The sequence below is a fragment of the Sphingomonas faeni genome, assembly GCF_024273235.1.
Classification (GTDB): domain Bacteria; phylum Pseudomonadota; class Alphaproteobacteria; order Sphingomonadales; family Sphingomonadaceae; genus Sphingomonas; species Sphingomonas faeni_A.
The window spans coordinates 87,924-111,571 of sequence record NZ_JANBVH010000004.1; the positions used below are offsets into that span (position 1 = coordinate 87,924).

At 68.6% G+C, this 23,648-nt stretch carries 18 protein-coding genes; 11 read left to right on the top strand and 7 right to left on the bottom strand.

Annotation, left to right across the window (positions count from 1 at the left end):
• Positions 1 to 34: 34 nt before the first annotated feature.
• Together NLI89_RS03130 and NLI89_RS03135 are read left to right on the top strand one after the other, a co-directional pair.
• Positions 35 to 2,404: a glycoside hydrolase family 3 N-terminal domain-containing protein gene (locus NLI89_RS03130; RefSeq protein WP_254685760.1), complete on the top strand. Its 2,370-nt coding sequence runs from the start codon at positions 35 to 37 to the stop codon at positions 2,402 to 2,404.
• Between the two features lie 57 nt (positions 2,405 to 2,461).
• Positions 2,462 to 3,253: a DUF72 domain-containing protein gene (locus tag NLI89_RS03135; RefSeq protein WP_254685685.1), complete on the top strand. Its 792-nt coding sequence runs from the start codon at positions 2,462 to 2,464 to the stop codon at positions 3,251 to 3,253.
• Positions 3,254 to 4,151: 898 nt separating this feature from the next.
• Here the strand turns inward: NLI89_RS03135 and NLI89_RS03140 are convergent.
• Complete coding sequence (locus tag NLI89_RS03140) at positions 4,152 to 5,801, bottom strand: uroporphyrinogen-III synthase (RefSeq protein ID WP_254685686.1); 1,650 nt, start codon at positions 5,799 to 5,801, stop codon at positions 4,152 to 4,154.
• A 7-nt stretch (positions 5,802 to 5,808) separates the two neighbouring features.
• Positions 5,809 to 6,714, bottom strand: coding sequence for a hydroxymethylbilane synthase (gene hemC / locus NLI89_RS03145; RefSeq protein WP_254685687.1), 906 nt, complete (start codon positions 6,712 to 6,714; stop codon positions 5,809 to 5,811).
• A 61-nt stretch (positions 6,715 to 6,775) separates the two neighbouring features.
• Here hemC and tsaD point away from each other — a divergent pair, with 61 nt between their 5' ends.
• Both tsaD and NLI89_RS03155 read left to right on the top strand, forming a co-directional pair.
• On the top strand, positions 6,776 to 7,897 hold the full coding sequence (tsaD, locus tag NLI89_RS03150) for a tRNA (adenosine(37)-N6)-threonylcarbamoyltransferase complex transferase subunit TsaD (RefSeq protein WP_254685688.1): 1,122 nt from the start codon (positions 6,776 to 6,778) through the stop codon (positions 7,895 to 7,897).
• Entirely contained in the window at positions 7,894 to 8,871 is a 978-nt protein-coding gene (locus NLI89_RS03155) for an NAD(P)H-dependent glycerol-3-phosphate dehydrogenase (RefSeq protein WP_254685689.1), read from the top strand. Before tsaD ends, NLI89_RS03155 begins: the two co-directional genes overlap by 4 nt.
• A gap of 208 nt (positions 8,872 to 9,079) precedes the next feature.
• On the opposite strand, the gene NLI89_RS03160 is transcribed toward NLI89_RS03155, so the two are convergent.
• Both NLI89_RS03160 and NLI89_RS03165 read right to left on the bottom strand, forming a co-directional pair.
• Positions 9,080 to 10,936 carry an AsmA family protein gene (locus NLI89_RS03160; RefSeq protein WP_254685690.1) on the bottom strand — a complete coding sequence of 619 codons (1,857 nt, stop codon included), beginning with the start codon at positions 10,934 to 10,936 and terminating at the stop codon, positions 9,080 to 9,082.
• Between the two features lie 214 nt (positions 10,937 to 11,150).
• On the bottom strand, positions 11,151 to 11,309 hold the full coding sequence (locus NLI89_RS03165; protein WP_082445075.1) for a DUF1674 domain-containing protein: 159 nt from the start codon (positions 11,307 to 11,309) through the stop codon (positions 11,151 to 11,153).
• Between the two features lie 105 nt (positions 11,310 to 11,414).
• Here NLI89_RS03165 and NLI89_RS03170 point away from each other — a divergent pair, with 105 nt between their 5' ends.
• The 6 genes from NLI89_RS03170 to NLI89_RS03195 all read left to right on the top strand — a co-directional run bounded on the left by NLI89_RS03170 (position 11,415) and on the right by NLI89_RS03195 (position 19,012).
• On the top strand, positions 11,415 to 12,692 hold the full coding sequence (locus NLI89_RS03170; RefSeq protein WP_254685691.1) for an RsmB/NOP family class I SAM-dependent RNA methyltransferase: 1,278 nt from the start codon (positions 11,415 to 11,417) through the stop codon (positions 12,690 to 12,692).
• Between the two features lie 168 nt (positions 12,693 to 12,860).
• Positions 12,861 to 13,517: a ribulose-phosphate 3-epimerase gene (rpe, locus tag NLI89_RS03175; RefSeq protein ID WP_254685692.1), complete on the top strand. Its 657-nt coding sequence runs from the start codon at positions 12,861 to 12,863 to the stop codon at positions 13,515 to 13,517.
• Positions 13,514 to 15,250: a heparinase II/III family protein gene (locus tag NLI89_RS03180; protein ID WP_254685693.1), complete on the top strand. Its 1,737-nt coding sequence runs from the start codon at positions 13,514 to 13,516 to the stop codon at positions 15,248 to 15,250. The genes rpe and NLI89_RS03180 overlap by 4 nt, the downstream gene beginning before the upstream one ends.
• Before the next feature lie 209 nt (positions 15,251 to 15,459).
• Complete coding sequence (gene purH / locus NLI89_RS03185; protein WP_254685694.1) at positions 15,460 to 17,022, top strand: bifunctional phosphoribosylaminoimidazolecarboxamide formyltransferase/IMP cyclohydrolase; 1,563 nt, start codon at positions 15,460 to 15,462, stop codon at positions 17,020 to 17,022.
• 274 nt (positions 17,023 to 17,296) lie between these two features.
• Positions 17,297 to 17,635, top strand: a complete 339-nt coding sequence (locus NLI89_RS03190) for a P-II family nitrogen regulator (protein WP_056053652.1) — start codon at positions 17,297 to 17,299, stop codon at positions 17,633 to 17,635.
• 12 nt (positions 17,636 to 17,647) lie between these two features.
• Positions 17,648 to 19,012: an ammonium transporter gene (locus NLI89_RS03195; protein ID WP_254685695.1), complete on the top strand. Its 1,365-nt coding sequence runs from the start codon at positions 17,648 to 17,650 to the stop codon at positions 19,010 to 19,012.
• Between the two features lie 943 nt (positions 19,013 to 19,955).
• Here NLI89_RS03195 and NLI89_RS03200 read toward each other — a convergent pair.
• From NLI89_RS03200 to recQ, 3 genes are read right to left on the bottom strand one after another with little or no spacing between them, the layout of a single operon-like run.
• Positions 19,956 to 20,354, bottom strand: coding sequence for a hypothetical protein (locus NLI89_RS03200; protein ID WP_254685696.1), 399 nt, complete (start codon positions 20,352 to 20,354; stop codon positions 19,956 to 19,958).
• Positions 20,351 to 20,779, bottom strand: coding sequence for a TIGR01244 family sulfur transferase (locus NLI89_RS03205; RefSeq protein ID WP_254685697.1), 429 nt, complete (start codon positions 20,777 to 20,779; stop codon positions 20,351 to 20,353). Before NLI89_RS03205 ends, NLI89_RS03200 begins: the two co-directional genes overlap by 4 nt.
• Positions 20,776 to 22,545, bottom strand: coding sequence for a DNA helicase RecQ (gene recQ, locus NLI89_RS03210; protein ID WP_254685698.1), 1,770 nt, complete (start codon positions 22,543 to 22,545; stop codon positions 20,776 to 20,778). The genes NLI89_RS03205 and recQ overlap by 4 nt, the downstream gene beginning before the upstream one ends.
• Positions 22,546 to 22,671: 126 nt before the next feature.
• On the opposite strand from recQ, the gene NLI89_RS03215 reads away from it, so the two are divergent.
• Positions 22,672 to 23,646: a hypothetical protein gene (locus NLI89_RS03215; protein WP_254685699.1), complete on the top strand. Its 975-nt coding sequence runs from the start codon at positions 22,672 to 22,674 to the stop codon at positions 23,644 to 23,646.
• Positions 23,647 to 23,648 lie beyond the last annotated feature (2 nt).

Here is a 23,648-nt window from a genome sequence, read left to right on the forward strand (position 1 = left end):
TGCAGCGATCGCGCCGACCATGATGCCAGCCGCGATGCCGACGCGACGCGACCTTTTCGGTCTGCTCGGCTCGGCCTCGATCGTGGGGCTCGTCCCCGGTGTCGCGCAGGCCGCGGCGGCGACCCCGATCTACCGCGACGCACGCGCGCCGGTCGACCTCCGGGTCCGCGACCTGATGGCGCGGATGACGCTGGAGGAAAAAGTTGGCCAGACCATTTCGCTGTGGGCGACCAAGGCGGACGTGATGACTCCGGGCGGGCTCGATTTCGATCCGGCGCGGGCGACCGCGGCGTATCCTGCGGGCTTCGGGCAGGTCACGCGACCATCCGACAAGCGCGGCGGTCCCTCGATCGCGGCCGTCGCCGGCGGCACCGGGGCGGCGTGGCGCGGAACGGCCTCGACGATCGCGTTCGTCAACGCGGTCCAGCGCTGGGCACGCGGTACGCGGCTCGGCATCCCGGTGATCTTCCACGAGGAATCGCTGCACGGCTATATGGCGCCCGACGCGACGATGTTCCCGCAGGCGATCGGCATGGCCGGCGCGTTCGACCGCGACCTGATGCGCCGCGCGCAGGTGATCATCGGTCGCGAGGTGCGCGCGCACGGCAGCCACCTCTCGCTGTCGCCGGTCGTCGATATCGCGCGCGATCCGCGCTGGGGCCGGATCGAGGAGACGTTCGGCGAGGACCCGTATCTGTGCGGCGAGATGGGCGTCGCCGCGGTCGAGGGGCTGCAGGGCGACAGCACGACGCTCGCACCCGGCAAGGTCTTCGCGACGCTGAAGCACATGACCGGCCACGGCCAGCCCCAGGCGGGCAACAATATCGGCCCCGCACCGATCGGCGAGCGCGAACTGCGCGAGAGCTTCTTCCCGCCGTTCCGCGCGGTCGTGACACGGACCGGGATCGGCGCTGTGATGCCGTCCTATAACGAGATGGACGGCGTGCCGAGCCATGCGAACCGCTGGCTGCTCGGCGACGTGCTGCGCGGCGAATGGGGATTTTCGGGTGCGATCGTCAGCGATTACGGCGCGATCGAGGAACTCGACACGATCCACCACATCGCGCGCGACCTGAACGGGGCGGCGAAACTGGCGCTGGAGGCGGGCGTGGACAGCGCGCTGCCGGACGGGATCGCGTTCCGGACATTGCCCGCACAGGTCCGCGCGGGAACCGTGCCGATCGCGGCGGTCGACGCGGCGTGCGCGCGGATACTCGCGCTGAAGTTCCGCGCCGGGCTGTTCGAGGAGCCGACGGTCGATGCCCGCGCCGCCGCGCGCCTGACCGGCAATGCCGAAGCGCGCGGCGTCGCGCTGGAGGCCGCGCGCAAATCGATGTGCCTGCTGACCAACGACGGCACGCTGCCGCTCGCGCCCAAGGGCCGGATCGCGGTGATTGGCCCGAACGCGGCGATCGCCCGGCTCGGCGGCTATTCCGCGCCGCCACGCCAGACGGTATCGCTGCTCGACGGCGTGCGCGCGCTGGTCGGCGGCGCGGCGACGGTCCTCCATGCGCAGGGCGTTTTCATCACCCAGAGCGAGGACCGGTCGCAGGACGAGGTGCTGCTCGCCGATCCCGCCAGGAACCGCGCGTTGATCGCCGAGGCGATCGAGGTCGCACGCGGCGCCGATACGATCATCCTTGCGATCGGTGATACCGAGCAGACCAGCCGCGAGGGCTTCTCGGCGAACCACCTCGGTGATCGCACCACGCTCGACCTGCTCGGCGAGCAGAACGCGCTGTTCGAGGCGCTGCATGCGCTCGGCAAGCCGATCGTGATCGCCGCGATCAACGGCCGTCCGCCGAGCTGGCCCAGCGTGATCGCGAAGGCGAACGCGGTCCTCGAATGCTGGTATCCGGGGCAGGAGGGCGGCACCGCGATGGCCGAGGCGCTGTTCGGGCGGATCAATCCCGGCGCCAAGCTGCCCGTCACCGTGGTGCGCGAAGTCGGCCAGGTGCCGTTCTACTATAACCGCAAGCCGTCGACGCAGCGCGGCTACCTGTTCGCGGAGACGGCGCCGTTGTTCCCGTTCGGGCACGGGCTCAGCTACACGCGCTTCGAGGTCAGCGCACCGCGGCTGTCGGCGGCGAAGATCGGCATCGCCGGCAGCGTCGGGGTCGAGGTCGACGTCGCCAATATCGGGCAACGCGCCGGCGACGAGGTCGTGCAGGTGTATGTCCGCGACCAGGTATCGTCGGTCGCGCGCCCGGTGATGGAATTGAAGGGGTTCGAACGCGTGACGCTGGCGCCCGGCGAGCGGCGGACTTTGCGCTTCACGCTCGGGCCGGACGCGTTCGCACTCTGGGACGTCGACATGCGCGAGGTCGTCGAGCCGGGGCTGTTCACGATCATGGCCGGGCCGAGTTCGGCGCAGGTGAAGACCGCGATCCTCGAAATCGCCTGAAGGCCAAATCGCCTGAACCATCGCCAAGCGGGTCCCGACAGCGCTACACTCGCCGTCATGACGATCAGAATCGGTATTGGCGGCTGGACCTACGAGCCGTGGCGCGGGACCTTCTACCCGGAGAAATGGCCGCAGAAGCGCGAGCTGGACTATGCCGCCGAACGCGTCACCGCGATCGAGATCAACGGCACCTATTACGGCAGCCAGAAGCCCGCGACCTTCGCGTCCTGGGCCAAGGCAGTGCCCGACGGCTTCGTCTTCGCGCTGAAGGCCTCGCGCTATTGCACCAACCGCAAGGTGCTGGCCGACGCCGGCGAATCGATCGCCAAGTTCACCGGGCAGGGCATCGTCGAACTGGGCGACCGGCTCGGACCGATCCTGTGGCAGTTCATGGCAACCAAGAAATTCGACGCCGACGACTTCGCCGCGTTCCTGAAACTGCTGCCCGCCAGGCAGGACGGACTCGTTCTGCGCCACGCGATCCAGGTCCGGCACGAAAGTTTCGCGGTGCCGGAATTCGTCGCGATGTGCCGCGATGCGGGCGTCGCGATCGTGTTCGCGCAGTCCGCCGAATACCCCGCGATCGCCGATGTCACCGGCGATTTCGTCTATGCCCGGCTCGAGGATGCCGAGGAGCGTTTCGTCGCCGGCTACGCCCCGACCGCGCTCGACGACTGGGCCGCCAAGGCAAAGACCTGGGCCGCTGGCGGTCGACCGGAAGGCCTGCCCTATGTCGATGACACCGCCCCGGCGAAGACCCCCCGCGAGACGTTCGTCTTCTTCATCAACGGCGCCAAGGTCCGCGCCCCCCACGCGGCAATGGCGCTGATCGAGCGCGTTTCCGCCTGAGGGAGGATCCGTATGCTTACGCCCATCTTCAGTCGCAGCGGGACTCATGGCGCTTGCTCAAGAGCGGTCGCTCGTTCAGCTTCCTTGTATGACGGATCGATCCCATCCTCTGACGACGATCGTCGTCCTTGCTATTATAATGACTTCAGCGACGAACGGCTGCGCTGCGTCACGAAGCGCATTCACTCCGTCCGCCTTCGAAGCGGCGAAAGCGGCATGTGGCGCAGCAGATGCATACATTTCAAAATCGGACCCGAAGGCCGTTGGATTTCGAGGGTATTCACCAGCCCACGCAGAACAAGCTCAGTGCCTAGTGGAGCGCCTAAAGGGTACGGAAGCGAGAATGATCGGTTTCATTAGCGAACCGCCGAGCTAACGGGCCGATGTCGCCGACATCCGAATGCCCGAGTTAAAAATCGGAGCCCTCAAAAGCAGCCATTCGTTCAGAGCGATCTTTTCCATCAGAAATGGCGTGAAGCGGTCAAGCACCTGATTCCAATGTGGCCGTTCAGCGTGACCTTCGATCGCGCGCAAGAATGAAGACAATAATGACCGGTGGCACGAGCGTAAGTGCTGAAAGTACCCAGATTGAAGTACAATGCGCCATCGAGTCAGAAGGTGCGCATCGAGGTGCGATGGAACCTGTATATGCCCAGCCGCCTACATGGATGAGCAAACTTACCAAGGTTCCGGCCACGGCCCAGACCAGACTGGTCCTATCAAGGAAGTGAGGGCGTTGGCTCATTGGAAAGCAATGCTACACCCAACGTTCGCTTTGACCAATGATGCAAAAATCACAAGTTTTGCATCAGCTAAGAACGGCTGAAAACGCCACCTGATTTTGATGCGTAAATCTAATGCGTCGAAACTACATTGGGACGGCAGAAACGCCCGAGCTTCAAACGCCGCCGATGTCGGACGTCTCTGGTACGGCAACCTCGGGGACCGGCGTCGGGATCACCACCGGCGCCGGCTGCGGCTGGCTGGCCTGGCCGATCAGCGCGGTGTTCTCGATCACGTCGAGCGCCTGGCGTGCGGTGACATAGCGCCGCGCGGCGTCCATCCAGTTGCTGGCCTGCGCCGCACCCGGCAAGCGCGCGACCTCGGCCCGTGCCGCCTCGACCTGGCCCGCTTCGAGCAACCGGCGCACGCGCGCGAGGCGGTCGGCGGGCATCGGCGACGGCGTACCGGCCTTGCGCAGCACCACCAGCGAATCGATCTGGTGCTGGATCGTGTCGAGCCAGCCTTCGCCGGTCGAGGTCGTGATATCGGGCGCGATCGTGTCGAGGCCCTGGCGCAGGTCCTCCAGCGTCACCGGCTGGCGCGCGGCCTGGATCAGCAGCATCGTCGCGCGCGGCTGGGCCTGGCCGAAGCGCAGCCGCAACTGCTCCTCGAGATAGCCGAGCCCGACCCCGCGATCGAGCGCACGGCGTGCCGCGAACGCGACCATCAGCCCTTCCGCACGCGTCGCCTGTCCGCCGGCCGCATTCGCATCCGTCGTGATCGCCGCGGTGCGCGCCTCGAGCGCGGCCAGTTGCGCCGCCAGCGTCGCCTCGCGCGTCGCCAGCACCGCGGTATCGACCGGCGCGGCCGCCTGCGGCTCGCCGTCGGGGCCCAGCGGCTGCGACGGGATATAGCCGGTCGCGGACGACGACGCCTTTTGCTGCGCCGTCGTCGCGGCGGCGGTCGAACGGGTGAAACCGAACCACGGCACGGTCTTGGCCGCATACGCCATCAGCGCGAGGCCGGCGATGAAGGCAAGGCCCACCAGCGCAAGGATGACACCCATTCTGGGTCCGCGTGCCCGTGGGCGATCGGTCGGCACGTAGTCGCTCATGGCGTGCTTATCCCCGCCGCGCGCGCGCTGGTCAATCGCGCGTGTGTTCGCGGACGCAGCGGCCATCGCGACGATCGCCGAATCGCTCGGTTCCGGGGCGATCGCGACGTCGCCCCAGCCCGTCCCGGCCGCGTCGCCGACCGCCCGGCTGATCGCGACCAGCGCGATGCGCGAGCGATCCGCGTCCGCCCCATCGACCAGCTCGGCCAGTCGCGTGGCGGCGCGCGCGGAATGCACCAGGACCAACGCATCCTCGAACGACCGCACGACGTCCGCCGGCACCGGTACGGCCTCGCTCGCATAGACGGTGACCGCCTCGACGCCGTCCTCGGTCGGCGCCCGCTCGCGTCCGGCGAGATGCAGCAACCGCGCGAACCCCCGGTCCCGCGCCTTGGCCACCGCCGCGCGTGCATCCTCGCCGCCCGTCACCGCGACCGCGAACCCGGCCCCGCTCGCCGCCGCCGCCGTCGCCGGGCCGACCGCGACGACCGGCAACCGCTTGAACAGGTCCAGTCCGGTGCCACCATGCCGCACCGCGTTCGCGCTCGTCAGCAGCAGGCCGTCGAACCCGGTCGGATTGGGCGGCGTCCAATAGACCGGCACCACTGCGAACAGCGGAACCTGCCGCGCTTCCAGCCCGTGGGTGCGCAGCGCCGTCGCGGTGCGCGTGTTGCCGGGCTCCGGCCGCAGCACCACGACCATGCGGGTCATCGGAGCATCATGCGGCGAACAGTCGCCGGACGCTGGCCGGCGCGCGCGCGAGCAGATCCTCCGCGAGCGCTGTCCCGAGATCGTCGTCGATCGTCCCCTCGATCGATCCCGCGACGTCGCAGGACCCGTCCTCGGCGATCAGCTCGGCGCGCAACGTCAGCGTCTCGCCCGCCAGCGACGCGAGCGCCGCGACCGGCGAATGGCAATCCGCCCCGAGCCGCGCGAGCAGCGCGCGCTCGGTCAGCACGCACGCACTCGTATCATGGTGGTCGATCGCCGCGACGATCTCGCCCGCCGGGCTCCCGGCGAGCACTTCGACGCCGACCGCACCTTGGGCAGGTGCCGGCAGCATCACATCGGTCGGAATCGCATGGCCGTCGTCGCGCCCGAGCCGGTCGAGCCCCGCCGCTGCCAGCAGCGTCGCATCCATCTCGCCGCTCGCGACCCGGCCGAGCCGCGTATCGACATTGCCGCGGATCAGCACGATCTCCAGGTCGGGGCGCAGCCGCAGCATCTGCGCGCGCCGCCGCGGCGAACTCGTCCCCACCACCGCACCCTGGCGCAGATCGGCGAGCGTCTCCGCGCCGATCAGCCGGTCGCGCACGTCGGCACGCGGCAGCATCGCCGCGATCTTCAGCGTGCTGGGTCGGATCGTCTCGACATCCTTCATCGAATGCACCGCGCAATCGATGTCGCCGTCGTGCAGCGCGCGATCGAGTTCCTTGGTCCACAGCGCCTTGCCGCCGATCTCGGCCAGCGCGCGATCCTGCACGCGGTCGCCGGTGGTGCGGATCACGACGATCTCGATCCGCTCGGGCGACCAGCCATGCGCCGCGCACAGTGCATCGCGCACCATGCCCGCCTGGGTGAGCGCCAGCGGCGAACCGCGCGTACCGAGCCGAAAACGAGTCATCCTGCGCGCCATGCAGAAAGGGCGGGGCTTCGACAAGCTTCGCGCACCCCTATACAGGTGTATGATGATCATCCTCGGTATCGAATCCTCCTGCGACGAAACCGCCGCCGCGCTCGTCACCGGCGACCGCCAAGTCCTCGCGCACCGCCTGCTCGGGCAGGAAGCCGCGCATGCGCCGTTCGGCGGCGTCGTCCCCGAAATCGCCGCGCGCGCGCATGTCGAGGCGCTCGAGCCGCTGATCGTCGCGGCCCTCGCCGACGCGAAACTGACGCTCGCCGATGTCGATGCGATCGCCGCGACCGCGGGCCCGGGCCTGATCGGCGGCGTCATGGTGGGGCTTGTCACCGGCAAGGCGCTCGCCCACGCCGCGGGGAAACCGTTGATTGCGGTCAACCATCTCGAAGGCCACGCGCTCTCGCCGCGGCTGTCCGATCCCGACTTGGAATTTCCGTATCTGCTGTTGCTCGTCTCTGGCGGGCATTGCCAGTTGCTGCTGGTCGAGGGCGTCGGCGCGTATCGCCGTCTCGCCACGACGATCGACGACGCGGCAGGCGAAGCCTTCGACAAGACCGCCAAGCTGCTCGGCCTGGGCTTCCCCGGTGGCCCCGCGGTCGAACGCGCCGCCGCGCTCGGCAACCCGAAGGCGGTCCCCTTGCCGCGCCCGCTGAAAGGCTCGGTCGAACCGCATTTCTCGTTCGCCGGCCTGAAGAGCGCGGTCGCCCGCGTCGTCGGCCAATATTCGCCCGAGGACCTCGCCGCCTCGTTCCAGGCCGCGGTCGTCGACTGCCTGATCGACCGCACGACCAGGGCGCTGCAAAAATTACCGTTCGTGTCGAGCGAAGTCGAGACACCGCTCCCACGCGGCGACTTCTCGACTGCGCTCGAAGCGGACGGGGGTAGGGATGGCGCACACACCCGCCGCCCCACCGCGCTCGTCGTCGCCGGCGGAGTCGCTGCGAACACCGCGGTCCGGGGCGCGTTGCAGAAACTCGCCAGCGACCACGGCCTCCGCTTCGTCGCGCCGCCCTTGTGGCTCTGCACCGACAACGCGGCGATGATCGGCTGGGCGGGCGCCGAGCGCTTCACCGCCGGCCTCACCGACCCGCTCGACGTCGCCGCGCGTCCACGTTGGCCGCTCGATCCGACCGCCGAAGCGGTGCGTGGCGCAGGAGTGAAGGCATGAAAATTGGCGTCATCGGCGGCGGGGCCTGGGGCACCGCACTCGCACAGGTCGCCGCGCATGAAGGCCGCGACGTCATCCTCTGGGCGCGCGAAACCGCCGTGGTCGACTCGATCAACGCGCGCCACGAGAACGCGCTGTTCCTCGCCGGCGTCGCACTCTCCCCGACGATCCGCGCGACCGACGACCTCGCCGCGCTCGCCGACATGGACGCGATCCTCGTCGTCGCCCCCGCGCAGCACGTCGGCAGCGTCCTCGCCGCCGCCCCGGTCGGCCGCATCCCGCTCGTCCTGTGCGCCAAGGGCATCGAGGCCGGCAGCAAGCGGCTCGTCGGCGAAGTCGCGCGCGCCGTCCACCCGGACGCGCCGATCGCCGTCCTCTCCGGACCCACGTTCGCGCACGAAGTCGCCGCCGGATTGCCCACCGCCGTCACGCTCGCCTGCGAGGATGCCGACCTCGGCGAGCGCCTCGCCGCGTGGTTGGCCGCGCGCCATTTCCGCACCTACGCCTCGACCGACGTCGCCGGCGCGGAGATCGGCGGCGCGGTGAAGAACGTCCTCGCAATCGGCTGCGGGGTCGTCGAGGGGGCAGGGCTAGGCCAGAACGCCCGCGCCGCCCTGATCGCAAGAGGGTTCGCCGAAATGACCCGCTTCGGCCTGGCCCGGGGCGCCCGCGCGGAAACGCTCGCCGGGCTTTCGGGGCTGGGCGACCTGGTCCTGACCTGCTCCTCGACCAGCTCCCGCAATTTCTCGCTCGGCGTCGGTTTGGGGAGAGGCGACTCCGCCGCAACGCTGCTCGCCGACCGCCACACCGTCGCAGAAGGTGCCTTCACCGCCCCCGTCCTCCGCGAAGCTGCGCGAGACGCCGGCGTCGACATGCCCATCACCGAAGCCGTCTGCCGACTGTTGGAAGGTGCCCCGGTAAGCGACGTCATCGGCGATCTCCTAGCGCGGCCGCTAAAAGGCGAGGCAGGCTAAGACTGTTTCCCCGCGAAGGCGGGGACCCAGACTAGGCTCCCGCCTTCGCGGGAGAACAAGGGCGAACTGACCTCTCGATCCTCCCCCGCCAGGGGGAGGTGGCACCGAAGGTGACGGAGGGGGAGGACACGGAACCTGCGTTTCCCTTTCCTCCCCCTCCGTCTGGCAAGCGCCAGCCACCTCCCCCTGGCGGGGGAGGATCAAGCGCTCACCGCAACACCCGCGCCGCCAGTCCCGAGCAATCCGCATCCCCCGCGACCGGGCCCTGCGTCCCCGAAATCGCCCGCCCGATCGCCTTGAAGATATTCCCCACCGACTTCACCTCGGGCGGGATCGTGACATTCGGCCGCTCGATCGTCCCCGTCATGTACGCCGCCCCCGGCAACCGCAGCAGCGCATCGCGTTTCGGCGCGCCGGTCAGCCGGATATCCAACGTCTCTCCCGGGAACACCACACTCCCAGCCCCGCGCAACTGGCTCGCCGTCGTGTCGACGATCATCGGATCGACCCGCCCGCGCCCGCCCGTCACGTCCAGCTTCAGCACCACGCACCGCAGCCCCGCGCGCTCGCCATCCTTCGCCAGCAACGCCCGCGCCGCATCGAACCCGAGCGCGGCGGCGATTCCCTGCGGCAACTGACCATCCCGCGCGACGAACCCGATCGTCCCGTTGGACCGCCCGACGGCGGCGCGGATCGTCTCGCCCGGCCCCTTCAGCCGCACCCGCGCGCTGACGTTACCGCTGAAATCGCCGCCGCCGCCCGCCAGATCCTGCACGCTGCTCCCGCGCAACCGCAGGTCGATATCGACGATCGGCACCTTCCGGTCACCGCGCTGGTCGACCGTCACCGTGCCCGTGACGTTGCCATGCGACAGCCGCGCGACCAACTCCCTCAGCGTCAGCAGCTGATGATCGATCGCCAGCACGCCCTTCGCGGCGAGGATCGGCGACGCACCCTTGGCACTGACGATCCGCCCGATCCGAAACCCCATCCGCGCGTCCGTCGTATCGATCTTGCCGATATCGATCCGTGTGTTTGGCACCAGCCGCGGCCCGATCCGACGTTCCAGCGCGTCGCCCTCGGCCTTGCCCTCGTCCGACGCCAGATCACCGAAATCGAACTGCCGCGAGACGATGTCGCCGTTCACCTTGCTGCGCCCCGCCTGCTTGTCGACGGTCACGTGGCCTGAGAAATCGGAGCGCCCGACCACGCCCTTCAGCCGCGTGATCGTCCATTTCGGCTGGTCGTGGCGGACATGCGCGCTGAACGACACCGGCTGCGTGCGGAACAGCCCCGCCTCGATCACCGCGTCGATCAGCTTCAGATCGGACGCGCGTGCCGTGACATCCAGCGTCATCGCATCGGTGTCGAGCGGCCGGTCCATGAGGCCCTTGGCGGTCACCGACAGCTTGTCGCCATCGATCGAGGCGGTGAACGGCCAGGGTTTGCCGTGAAATTTCTCGACCGACGGCCCCGCGACGCCGATCCGCACCGCCGCGCCGCGGATCGTGCCCGTCCCGTTCGCCCGGATCCCGTGCACCGGATCCGACGCGAACCGCGCTTTGACGAAGCGATCCTGCTTGTCGTCGCGATACTCGATCACGCTGTCGCTGATCGTCAGTCCCTCGAGATCGGTCGAACTGCCGCCGCCCTTGGGCTTGCCCGGCCGCTCCCAGTTGGTCCGGCCGTTCCTGTCGCGCACCAGTACCAGATGCAGCCCGCGCGCCTTCACGTCGCGTGGCCCGAACGCGCCCTTCAGCAGCGCGAGCCCGGAAAACGTCGCCTCGGCCTCGCGAAGATCGACGAAATCGCCCTTGCCCGCCCAGTCGGCCTGCGGAATCCGCACATCGGTGATCCGGATCGTCGGGTTGAACCCGAACGCATCGACCCGCTCGATCCCGCCGATCGTCACCGGCCGCCCGAACCGCGCGGTCAGCTGTCGCTCGATCACGCCCTTCAGCGATCCCCACGGAAACGCGGCAAACCCCACCAGCCCCAGCACGAGCACGCTCGCGACGACGATGCCGGTGATTTTCACCCAGCGTTTCTCGAAGTATCCCCTCATGTTACCGCGACGCGCCGCCGGGTAAATCGTTCCGCCTGCGTCAGGACCGCTGCCGCAGATTTGCGTGCGCCGCTCGCAACAACGAGACACCACCCCGGCGAAGGCCGGGGCCCAATTGGGCAACGTCGCTAACGAAGGGCGGCGCTACGTTACGACCACCTCTCCACTTGGGCCCCGCCTCCGCCGGGGTGGAAGTAGGGCGGATCACGCCCCCTCAGAAATCGATCGCCATGCCCTTCAGCTCCCAATCCCCATAGCGCGTCGGATCGCGCGGTTCGGGATCCTTGTCCGGCACGATCGGCTCGGGTTTCGGCACCGGCGTGGTCTTGGCGAGATATTCGGGTGGCTTCACATGATCGGGGCGCTGGCCCATCGTCGCTCTCCGGATTTGCGTGTTGGCGTCGTAACCGCCACATGGGCGTTGCCACGCGATTTTGCCATGACAGCCGCGCGGCAAACCGAACGCGAAGGACCTTAGATGCCCGACTACACCCACGCCCCCGAACCGCTCGGCGTCCCGACCCGCCGCGCCGCGCTCCGCCTGCTCGACGCCGTCCTGCGTCGCGGCGAGTCGCTCGAATCCGCACTCCCCGCTGCGACCCGCGCGATCCACGGCCCAGACCGCGGTCTGGCGCACGCGATCGCCGCCGAGACGCTGCGCCGCCTCCCCGATCTCGACGCGATGATCGATTTGGTCACCAAGACCAACCTGCCCGACGATGCGAAGGCGCGGATGGCGCTCCGCATCGCCCTCGTCCAGGTGCTGATCCTCGGCACGCCCTCGCACGCCGCGATCTCGACCGTGCTGCCTTTGGTCGACGGCGGCCCGCGCAAACTGGTCCACGGCGTGTTCGGCACGCTGTTCCGCGCCAACATGCTGCTCCCCGAGGTGCCGACGCTGCCGGCCCCGGTCGAGCTGCGCTGGGAGGCGGCATGGGGCGAGGAAATGGTCGACGCCGCCGGCCGCGCGATCGCCCAGGTGCCGCCGCTCGACCTGACGATCGCCGACCCGTCCGAGACCGAAGGCTGGCGCGAGAAGCTCGGCGGCGAAAGCTTCATGCCCGGCCATCTCCGTCTCGGCGACCACGACTCGGTCCCCGACATGGCAGGGTTCGGCGACGGCGCGTGGTGGGTGCAGGACATCGCCGCCTCGCTCCCCGCGCGGTTGCTCGGCAAAGGGGAGGGCCATGTGCTTGATCTCTGCGCAGCCCCAGGCGGCAAGACGCTGCAACTCGCGAGCGCCGGCTGGACCGTCACCTCGGTCGACAATTCGCAGAGCCGCATCAAGCGCCTGCGCGAGAACCTCTACCGCACGCACCTGAAGGCCGAAGTCGTCAACGCTGACATCCTCGAATGGGCGCCGACCGAGCCCGCCGACGCGATCCTGATCGACGCACCGTGCAGCGCCACGGGCATCTTCCGCCGCCACCCCGACGTCCTCCACCGCGTCCGCCCCTCGATCATCGCCGAGACCGCGGCATTGCAGGCGCGGATTTTCGCGCGCGCGGCCGACTGGGTGAAGTCCGGCGGCACGTTGGTGTACGCCACGTGCTCGCTCGAACCCTCTGAAGGCGAAGCACAGCTCGACGCGTTCCTCTCCGCGCGCAGCGACTACACGATCGCCCCGGTAGACCAGTCCGAACTCCCCGCCGGCATCACTCCGACGGAAACCGGCACGATCCGCACGCTCCCCGGCATGCTGGCGGACCAAGGCGGCTGCGACGGTTTCTTCATCGCCCGCCTGAAACGTAGCTGACCCCCATCTCCCCCCCTCCCTGAAAGGGAGGGGCCGGGGGTGGGTAGGCCCGCTCAAGTCACTACCGCACGACCAAGCGGAACCCGACCCACCCCCAACCCCTCCCTTCCAGGGAGGGGCGAAAACCAAACCCTTCGCACCACGCAAATCCCGCGCTAGGACACAATCATGCAACCCGTCCGCATCGCCCCCTCCATCCTCTCCGCCGACTTCTCGAAACTCGGCGAGGAAGTCCGCGCCATCGACGCGGCCGGCGCCGACTGGATCCATATCGACGTGATGGACGGCCATTTCGTCCCCAACATCTCGTTCGGCCCCGCGGTCATGAAGTCGGTGCGCGGCGTCACGACCAAGCCGTTCGACGTCCATTTGATGATCTCGCCCGTCGACGCGTATCTCGACGCGTTCGCGGAGGCCGGCGCCGACTGCATCACCGTGCATTACGAGGCCGGCCCGCACATCCACCGCTCGCTCCAGCACATCAAGGGCCTCGGCAAACGCGCGGGCGTGGTGATCTGCCCCGGCACCCCCGCCAAGATGCTCGACTACCTCATGGACATGGTCGACCTCGTGCTGGTGATGAGCGTCAACCCGGGCTTCGGCGGCCAGAGCTTCATCCCGAGCCAGCTCAAGAAGATCTCGGCGATCCGCACTATGATCGAGAAGAGCGGCCGCGACATCGATCTCGAAGTCGATGGCGGCGTCGATGCCGAATGGGCCAAGCGCTGCATCGAGGCGGGCGCCGACGCGCTGGTCGCCGGCACCTCGGTCTTCCGCGGCGGTCCCGATCACTATGCCGCCAACATCGCCGCGTTGCGGGGGTGAACGACACGCGTGATCCAGTAACCGATCCCGCGCCCGACGGGATCGAGGAAGGTCGCCGCCTGATCCGGCTCGGCGGCGACAAGGGGCTGTCGCTCGCCGATCGCCTGGCCGAGCGTTTCCACCGCCTCACGTGGCGCACCCCGCTCCACACGCTCCGCCTCAAGGGGCGTTATCCGCTGAAGCTGATCGCGGTCCCCGACGACCCCATCCTCGGTGACATTCCCCGCGGCACGATGCTGCTGGAAGGCGTCCTTTCGTTCCGCGGCGAGGCACGCGACATCGAGACGCTCGATCTCTCGAAGCCGCTCCCCAAACCCTTCGCCGAATATTTCCACGGTTTCGCCTGGCTGCGCGACCTGTCGACGGTCGCGACCCGCTCGCGCGGCGCACCGATCGCCGAATACCTCATGGGCCTCTGGCTGACCGCGCACGCCGACACCCAGGGGGGGATCGCGTGGCGCCCCGACATGTGGGGGCGCCGCATCCTCGCCTGGACCGCGCACGCGCCGCTGATCCTGTCGTCCTCCGACCAGATCTACCGCTCCAAGGTGCTGAACGCGCTCGCGAAGGGCGCGCTCCACCTCGATCGCACCGCCGACAAGGCACCGGCGGGCGCCCCCCGTATCGCCGCGTGGTGTGGAGTCGTCGCCGCCGGCCTGCTGATCCCCGGCGGCGAGCCACGCCAGGCGTTCGGTGAAGCCGGCCTGCTCCGCGCGCTCGGCACCGGGTTGTTCGACGACGGCGGCTCGGTCTCGCGCAGCCCGGCGATGCTGCTCGACTCGATCCAGCTGCTGACGTTGCTTCAGGAAAGCTACGCCGCGCGCAGCGCCGAACTGCCCGAGACGGTCGCGGTCACGCTCACCCGGATGGTCGCCGCCCTGCTCGGCGTCGCGCACGCCGATCGCGGGCTGTCGAGCTGGCAGGGCGGCGGGCCCACCACCGAGACGCAGGTCGCCGCGGTCATCGAAGCCAGCGGCGTCCGCACGCGTCCTTTACGGCAAGCCCGCGACTGGGGCTATCAACGCCTCGCCGCCGGCACCGCCGTGCTGATCGTGGACGCCGCACCACCGCCGATCGCCCGCCTCGTCGAAGGCGGCTGCGCCTCGACGCTGGCGTTCGAATTCTCGGACGGCCCGGCGCGGATCGTCGTCAATTGCGGCGGCGCGAGAGCCGGCATCGCCCAGCTCCCGCCCGCGATGGTCGAAGGCCTGCGCTCGACTGCCGCGCATTCGACGCTGACGATCGCCGACAGCAATTCCACCGCGATCCACGCCGATGGCACGCTCGGCCTCGGCGTTGCGGAGGTCGAGCTCAGCCGCCAGGAATCGGACGCCGCCAGCCGGATCGAGGCGAGTCACGACGGTTACGTCCGCCGCTGGGGCTTCCTCCACCGCCGTCAGCTGATGCTCACCGGTGACGGCCGCGAGCTCCGCGGCGAGGACGCGCTGTTACCGCACGGCCGCAAACGTCGCACCGGATTGTCGTTGTTCGCGATCCGCTTCCACTTGGGCGCAGGCGTGCAGGTATCCCCAACGGCAGACGGCCTCGGTGCGATCCTGCGCTTGCCGGGCGGCCCCCTATGGCAATTCCGCTGCCGCGGCGGCGCGCTCGTGGTCGAGGACAGCGTCTGGATCGACCCCGACGGCCGCCCGGTCGCGACCCAGCAACTGATGATCACCGGCGAAGCGGCAGCCGGCGGCGCGAGTGTTAGCTGGGCGCTGAAGAAGGCCTGACTTCTTCCCCCCTCCCTGAAAGGGAGGGGCCGGGGGTGGGTAGGCCCGCTCGAGCCACCACGGTCCGAACACGCGGAACCCGACCCACCCCCAACCCCTCCCTTCCAGGGAGGGGAGAAGCGCGCGCCCTGTTTCGCCGCCCCCCTGTTCCCCAGCGTCAACCAACGCTAAGGCACCGCCGCACGGCGACTCCCGACGAAAGACTCCCCATGACCAGCATCCCGATCAAGCGCGCGCTCCTGTCCGTTTCCGACAAGACCGGGATCGTCGATCTCGGCAAGGCGCTCGCGAGCCACGGCGTCGAACTCGTCTCCACCGGCGGCACGGCAACCGCCCTCCGCGCCGCCGGCCTAGAAGTCCGCGATGTGTCGGAACTCACCGGCTTCCCCGAAATGATGGACGGCCGCGTCAAGACGCTCCACCCGATGGTCCATGGCGGCCTGCTCGCGGTGCGCGACGACGCCGGCCACGCCGCCTCGATGGCCGAGCACCAGATCGGCGCGATCGACCTCGTCATCGTCAACTTGTACCCGTTCGAGGCCACCGTCGCGAAGGGCGCGGACCGCGACACCGTGATCGAGAACATCGACATCGGCGGCCCCAGCATGGTGCGTTCGGCCGCCAAGAACCACGCCTATGTCGCGATCGTCACCGACCCCGCCGACTATGCGCTCGTCTCGGGCGGCACCACCACGCTCGAAGACCGCAAGAAGCTCGCGGCAAAGGCCTTCGCCACCACCGCCGCCTATGATTCCGCCATCGCCACCTGGTTCGGCACGGTAGATCAGGCCGAGGAGTTCCCCGCCACCCTGCCGATCACGCTCAAGCGCGGCGACAGCTTGCGCTACGGCGAAAACCCCCACCAGTCCGCCGCCTTCTACACCGCGACCGGTTCCGTCCAGGGCATCGGCCAAGCCCGCCAGCTCCAGGGCAAGGCGCTCAGCTACAACAACCTCAACGACGCCGACGCCGCGCTCGAACTGATCGCAGAGTTCCGCGACGCCGCCCCCTCGGTGGTGATCGTCAAGCACGCCAACCCCTGCGGCGTCGCCACCGCCGCCACGCTCGCCGAAGCGTACGCCGCGGCGTTCGCCTGCGACACGGTGTCGGCGTTCGGTGGCATCATCGCCGTCAACCGTCGCCTCGACGCAGAGACCGCGCGCGCGATCACCGGCATCTTCACCGAAGTCGTCGTCGCCCCCGACGCGGACGACGACGCGATCGCGCTGTTCGCCGCCAAGAAGAACCTCCGCCTGCTGCTGACCGGCGACCTCCCCGATCCCGCGCGCACCGGCCTTACGGCAAAGTCGATCGCCGGCGGCTGGCTCGTCCAGGGGCGCGACAACGGCACGCCGGGTGAGTTGACCGTCGTCACCAAGCGCCAGCCGACCGAGCAGGAACTCCTCGACTGCCGCTTCGCCTGGACGGTGGCCAAGCACACCAAGTCCAACGCGATCGTCTACGCCAAGGACGGCAGCACCGCGGGCATCGGCGCCGGCCAGATGAACCGCCTCGAATCCGCACGGATCGCGGCGTGGAAAGCCAAGGACGCAGCCGAAAAGGCCGGCTGGTCCACCCCGCGCACGATCGGTTCGGCGGTCGCCTCCGACGCCTTCTTCCCCTTCGCCGACGGGTTGCTGGCGGCGGTCGAGGCCGGCGCGACCGCGGTGATCCAGCCCGGCGGCTCGATCCGCGACGCCGACGTGATTGCGGCCGCGGACGAAGCCGGCCTCGCGATGGTCTTCACCGGCATGCGCCACTTTCGGCATTGAGTTTGGCTCGCTCGGATCGCTCGCGCTAACTGTTCCCCCGCAAAAGCGGGGGCCCAGGACCACAATTGCCATCGTTCGTAACCCTGGGCTCCCGCCTTCGCGGGAGAACAGCGTGTCTGGCAATACTGCCCAAAAAACGAGCACCCGCACCGCACTGCACAAGTTTTAACCCCAAAACCCCCGCTCCCCGCTCCCCGAGCACACCTCACCCCTCCACACCCCAACTGGCACGCACATTGCTAGGCATCTCCCGTAACAAGGGGGAAGGGCCGCGATGAAACTCGTCATTGCCATCATCAAGCCGTTCAAGCTCGACGAGGTGCGCGAAGCGCTCACCACGATCGGCGTGGCCGGCATGACGGTCACCGAGGTCAAGGGTTTCGGCCGTCAAAAGGGCCAGACCGAGATCTATCGGGGGGCCGAGTACAGCACCAACATGGTGCCCAAGATCAAGATCGAGGTGGTCTGCGCCGCCAGCCTGTCCGACCGCGTGGTCGAGGCGATCCAGGCCTCGGCAAACACCGGCGCGATCGGCGACGGCAAGATCTTCGTGCTAGACGTCGGCCAGGCGGTTCGCATCCGCACCGGCGAAACCGACGATTCAGCGCTCTGAGGGGGGTACGAGATGAAGCATGATATGAAGACAGCCGCCTCGGCGGTTCTAGGGTTCGGAGCGGCGATGATCGCCGCCGCACCCGCCTGGGCACAAGAGGTTGCGGCACCCGTGGCCGCACCGGTGGTGGCGACCGTGAACAAGGGCGACACCGCCTGGATGATGACCTCGACGGTCCTCGTCCTGATGATGATCCTGCCCGGCCTCGCGCTGTTCTACGGCGGCCTCACCCGGTCGAAGAACATGCTGTCGACCATGACTCAGATCGGCGCCGTCGCGGCGCTCGCGATGCTCATCTGGGTGATGTGGGGCTACACGCTGGCCTTCGGTCCGGACGTGAGCAACCCGCTGCTCAGCAACTTCATCGGCAGCTTCGACAAGGCGTTCCTGAAGGGCGTCACGCCCGCTTCGCAGGCGGCGACCTTCACCGCCGGCGTCGAGATCCCCGAATATGTCTTCATCTGCTTCCAGATGACCTTCGCCGCGATCACCATCGCGCTGGTCCTGGGCTCGGTCGTCGAGCGCATGAAGTTCTCGGCGGTGATGGTGTTCGGCCTGGTCTGGCTGACGATCGTCTACTTCCCGATCGCACACATGGTGTGGGCATCGAGCGGGTATTTCTTCAAGGCGGGCGCGCTCGATTTCGCCGGCGGCACCGTGGTCCACATCAACGCCGGCGTCTCGGCGCTGGTCGCAGCCCTGATCCTCGGCAAGCGCATCGGCTATCCGAAGGAGCCGATGGCACCGCATTCGCTGGTCATGACCGGGATCGGCACCGGGCTGCTCTGGGTGGGCTGGTTCGGCTTCAACGCAGGCTCCGCGCTCGAGGCGAACGGCTCGGCCGCCCTCGCGATGCTCAACACCTTCGTCGCCACGGCCTCGGCCGCGCTGTTCTGGATGCTTGCCGAGAAGCTCTCGGGTCACAAGGGTTCGGCTTTGGGCTTCTGCTCGGGCATCGTCGCCGGGCTCGTCGCGGTCACGCCGGCCGCGGGCAACTCCGGCCCGTTCGGCGCGATCATCCTCGGCGCGATCGCCTCACTGATCTGCTTCATGGCGGTGTCGAAGCTCAAGCCGATGCTCGGCTATGACGACTCGCTCGACGCCTTCGGGATCCACGGCATCGGCGGCATGGTCGGCGCGATCGGCACCGCGGTGGTCTACGCCCCGTCGCTCGGCGGGCCGGGGGCTGCGGACTATGCGATGGGCGCCAAGCTGTTCGTGCAGCTCCAGGCGGTGATCGTGACGATCATCTGGGCCACGATCGGCACCACGATCGCGATCTACATCGCCAAGGCCGTCACCGGCCTGCGGGTCTCGCCGGAAGTCGAGCACGAGGGTCTCGACATCGGCGAACACGGCGAGCGCGCCTACAACTGATCGGTAGCGGGCCACCCGAGCCCGCACCCACGACGTTCCTCCTGCGGACAACCTTGGCTCGGTGTGGCAACACACCGGGCCTTTTTTTGCGTCGACCGAAGTGGGACTTCGATCGAGGTCTGGAGGTCTGGAGTGGGGGGGTAGTGGTAGCGGGAGTGAGAGAAGCGGCGGAGTTGGAGGCGGGGACACCTACTATGTTCTCCCGCGAAGGCGGGAGCCCAGCCTGAATCCCCGCCTTCGCGGGGAAACAATGGCGCAGCGGGCGTGAAGCATTCTCACCGATCGCTCATCGATCAGACTGGTTTGGCGCCTATCGGACTCTACCAAAATGCACCTCCCCGGCGAAGGCCGGGGCCCAATTGGAAAGGTCGCAATCACGGAGCGCAGCCGTCCTCAGCACCGTTGCCCAATTGGGCCCCGGCCTCCGCCGGGGAGGTATTGGCGCTATGCTATGTCCTCAAGGAAATATCGTTTCGAGCGCGATTTCCCCGACTCACCCCGGACTCGTTCCGGGGTCCACCGTCCCGCACACTCAAGTCCATCGAATACGCGGAACGGTGGATGCCGGAACCAGTCCGGCATGACGAAGCTCGTTTTAAGGGACCGGCATCACGAACCGATCGAGGTGGGGGAGCCCAAAGGGACGAGCCGGGCGGAAAGGACTCTCGCCGTCCCCCCACCGTTCGTGCTGAGTAGCGACCGAGCAGCGCCGCAAGGCGCGTATCGAGGGCGCGTATCGAAGCAGAGGTTCCACATCCCAACCCTTCCTTCGATACGCCGCTTCGACAAGCTCAGCAGCTACTCAGGACGAACGGGGGGGGCGGACAGGACGAACCGGCGAGGGAGCGGGCTGGGCGAACGGGACAGGGTCGCGGAGGTTGGCCCAAGCCCAAGCCCAAGCCCAAGCCCAAGCCCAACCCGCAACCTCAACGAAAGCCCCCGGCTAAACCCGAACTCCCTTGGGCGCCAATCGCCGGATATCCAGCACATCGACCTGCGCCAGCATCACGGCCCCCAGCGCCCGGTCCCCGGTCTCCACCAAGATCCCCTCCCGCGTCGCCCGCACCGTCCGCCAGGAAACCTCGCGCACCGCCAGCCGCTTCCCGATCCGCTTCACCGCCGCCACGCGCCCATCGTCGGCAACGGCAAGCGCCCCCCGGCCATCCGCCCCGACCACCGCGCCCGCCACCGCGAACCCGGCAAGCTGCGCTTGCGCCGCCTCCGCCGCTTCCTCGGGCGTCTCGATCTTCACGACCCGCCGCATCCGCACGACCACCCAGCTCAAGGCGCCAAGCAGAACCACCACGGCAGCCACGACGCCGCCGACGATCGCAGGCGTCATCGCGGCCCTGCGAGCGCGTCCAGCATCGGTCGAATCCCGCGCAAATCATACCCGGCGTCCTCGGCCTGCGCCAAAAGCAGGTTCGGATTCCGCCCCGCCTTCGCCGCCGCCAGCGCCCACAGATTGCAGCTCCGCGTCCCCGACCGGCAATACGCCAGCACCGGCCCGTCCGCATCGACCAGCGCCTGCGTCATCGCGTCGATCTGTGGATGCGAAAACCCCGCATGCGTCACCGGAATCGCGACATAACGCAGCCCCGCAGCCTCAGCCGCCGCGCGGATCGAGTCGCCCGAAGGCTGCCCCGCATCCTCGTCGTCCGGCCGGTTGTTGACGATCGTCTTGAACCCCGCCGCGGCGATGTCCGCGACCTGCTCGACCGCGATCTGCGGCGCGACCGAAATGCTTTCGTTGATGTGCCGTATCATGCGGACTCGCGGATCACCTGGAGGAAGGCATCCCCATAGGCGTCGAGTTTCCGCGCGCCAATGCCTGAAAGCACCGCGAGCGCCGCCCGCGACGCCGGCCGCTGCGCCGCCATGTCACGCAGCACCGAATCGTGGAAGATCACATACGGCGGAACGCCCGCCTCCTTCGCCAGATCGCGCCGGCGTACCCGCAAGGCCTCGAACAGCGGATCGTCGACCGGGTTCGGGGTCGCGCCCGGCGCAGCCTTGCGCCGCCGCTCCCGCTTGGGCGGCACGACGATCGAAACCGTCGCCTCGCCCTTGAGTATCGCCTTCGCCGCCGGCCCGAACTCCAGGCCGCCATGCGGATTGGTGCGCAAAGCATCTTTCAGCATCAGCGCGCGTGACACGGGCTTCAGCAACGCCACCTCGTCGCCCTCGACGATCCCGTACACCGACAGCGCCTCATGCCCGTTCATCAGGCTGCGTTCCGACGACACCCCCGTCAGGATCCCCTCGATATAGCCGACGCCGAACATCTGCCCGGTCCGGAACACCGCTGACAGGAATTTCCGCGCGGTCTCGGTCGCGTCCACCGCATCGACATTGCCGAGGCAATTGTCGCAATTCCCGCAATCCTCCTGGCGGTCCTCGCCGAAATGCTTGAGCAGGATCCGCCGCCGGCACCCGGCCGTCTCGACCAGCCCGCCCATCGCCGTCAGCCGTTGGCGCTCGCCAGCCTGCCGCTCGGGCTCGACCTCGCCGATCCGCTGCCGCGCGCGCGCGAAATCCTCCGCGCCCCAGAACAAATGCGCGATCGCCGGGTCGCCGTCACGCCCCGCGCGCCCCGTCTCCTGATAATAGGCCTCGATCGATTTCGGCAGCCCGGCATGGCACACGAACCGAACGTCGGGCTTGTCGATCCCCATCCCGAACGCGACCGTGGCGCAGATCACCATGTCCTCGCTCGCGACGAAATCCGCCTGGTTCTTCGCGCGCACCTGCGGATCGAGCCCGGCATGATACGCCCGCGTCGGTCGCCCGCTCCGCCCCAGCGCCTCCGCCAGCTTCTCGGTCGCCGCCCGCGTCTGTGCGTAAACGATCCCCGGCCCCGGGATCTTCTCCAGGATATCCGCGATCTGCCGATTGACGTTGTCGCGCCCCGAAATCGCATAGCGGATGTTTGGCCGGTCGAACCCCGATACGATCAGCCCCTCGCGCGAAATCCCCAGCTGCTCGAGGATGTCCGCCCGCGTATGCGCATCCGCCGTCGCCGTCAGCGCCAGCCGCGGAACCTCCGGAAAGCTGTCGAGCAACGGCCGCAGCAACCGGTAGTCCGGCCGGAAATCATGCCCCCACTCACTGACGCAATGCGCCTCGTCGATCGCAAACAAGCTGAGCTTGGCCTGGCTGAGCAGGTTCCGAAAACTCTCGTTCGAAGCCCGCTCCGGCGCGACGTACAGCAGGTCGAGATCCCCCGCCCGAAACCGTGCGATCGTCTCCTCGCGATTGGTATCGACGCTGGTCAAGGTCGCCGCCTTGATCCCGACCGCCGTCGCGGCGCGCAACTGGTCGTGCATCAACGCGATCAGCGGCGACACGACCACGCACGTCCCCTCCAGCATCGTCGCCGGCAACTGATAACACAGCGACTTCCCCGCCCCCGTCGGCATGACCGCCAGAGTCCGCTGCCCCGCAAGCACCCGATCAACGACATCGCGCTGCACGCCACGAAAATCAGGAAAGCCAAAGATGCGCTGGAGATCGGGAAGAGGGTCGAGTGCCATTGCCAAGCGATCTAGGCGCGGCATGCCGCCCCGTCGAGGGCGCGCATACATTCATTCCCGCCCGGAAAATCGTTGCGGCCGCGTCACGATGTGCAACACCCTTCGCATTGGTTCAGGAGAAATGGCGTGACAGGCTCAATTGCTCGCGGCGGTGTCGCGGCGTTCCTCTCGGTCGCGCTCCTCCCGATCGGAAGCCCGGCCTCCGCCGCCGACAAGGACGTGCCGGTTCGCGACGTGCCCATCGGTGGCATGATCGCCGCGACGATCGACGGCATGCCGGTCACGCTGCGCGTCGATCCCGGCGCTCCCGGGCTCGTCCTGATGACCACCGCCGCCGCCGACCGGCTCGGGTTGAAAGGCGGGATGATGGAGCTCGGCTATTCGGTAGGCGGGCAGGGCGCGATGCAGGCTACGACCGTGCGGCCGATGACGCTCGGGGCCACCCGCGTGAAACGCCGGATCGGCTTTCCCAGCCGCAAGAAGGTGGCGATCGACGCGCGCTGGATCGGCCGTGCCTATGCGACCGTCGGCGATGGCAGCATCGGGCCGGGATCGCTCCCGGAACCGGTCGTGCGCATCGCCCTCCATGCGCCCCGCGCGGGCGAACGGACGGTCGCGCTGCCGATGGTCGATGGCGGCGGCCTGTTCGGGCGGCTGTCGGGCGAGTTCGCGCAGATCATGATCGGCGGCCAGCCCGTCCGCATCCGCTTCGACCCCTATCATCCGCGCACCACGGTCACCGCCAACGCCGCGTCGCTGATCGCCGAGGCACAGCGCGGCACGCTCACGGGCAGTGCCGAACCGGTCGAGATCGCGTTCGGCATCGCGCGGCCGGTACGGACGATGACGCTCGCCACCCCGCTCGCGGTCGGACCGCTGCTGCTCTCGACGCTCGGCGTCCGCACCAGCGACGTCGGCAGCGCCGCCACGATTCCCGAAGCCGACGCGGCGCCACCCGATCCCGACGAGATCGTCGTCACCGCCAAGGGCAAACGCGACCCCAAACGCGACCGCCTGACACTGGGCGCCGACCTTCTCGATCGCTGCTCCGCCATCGTCTTCGACCGCCCGGCGCAACAGGTTCAGCTGACGTGCGGATAGGG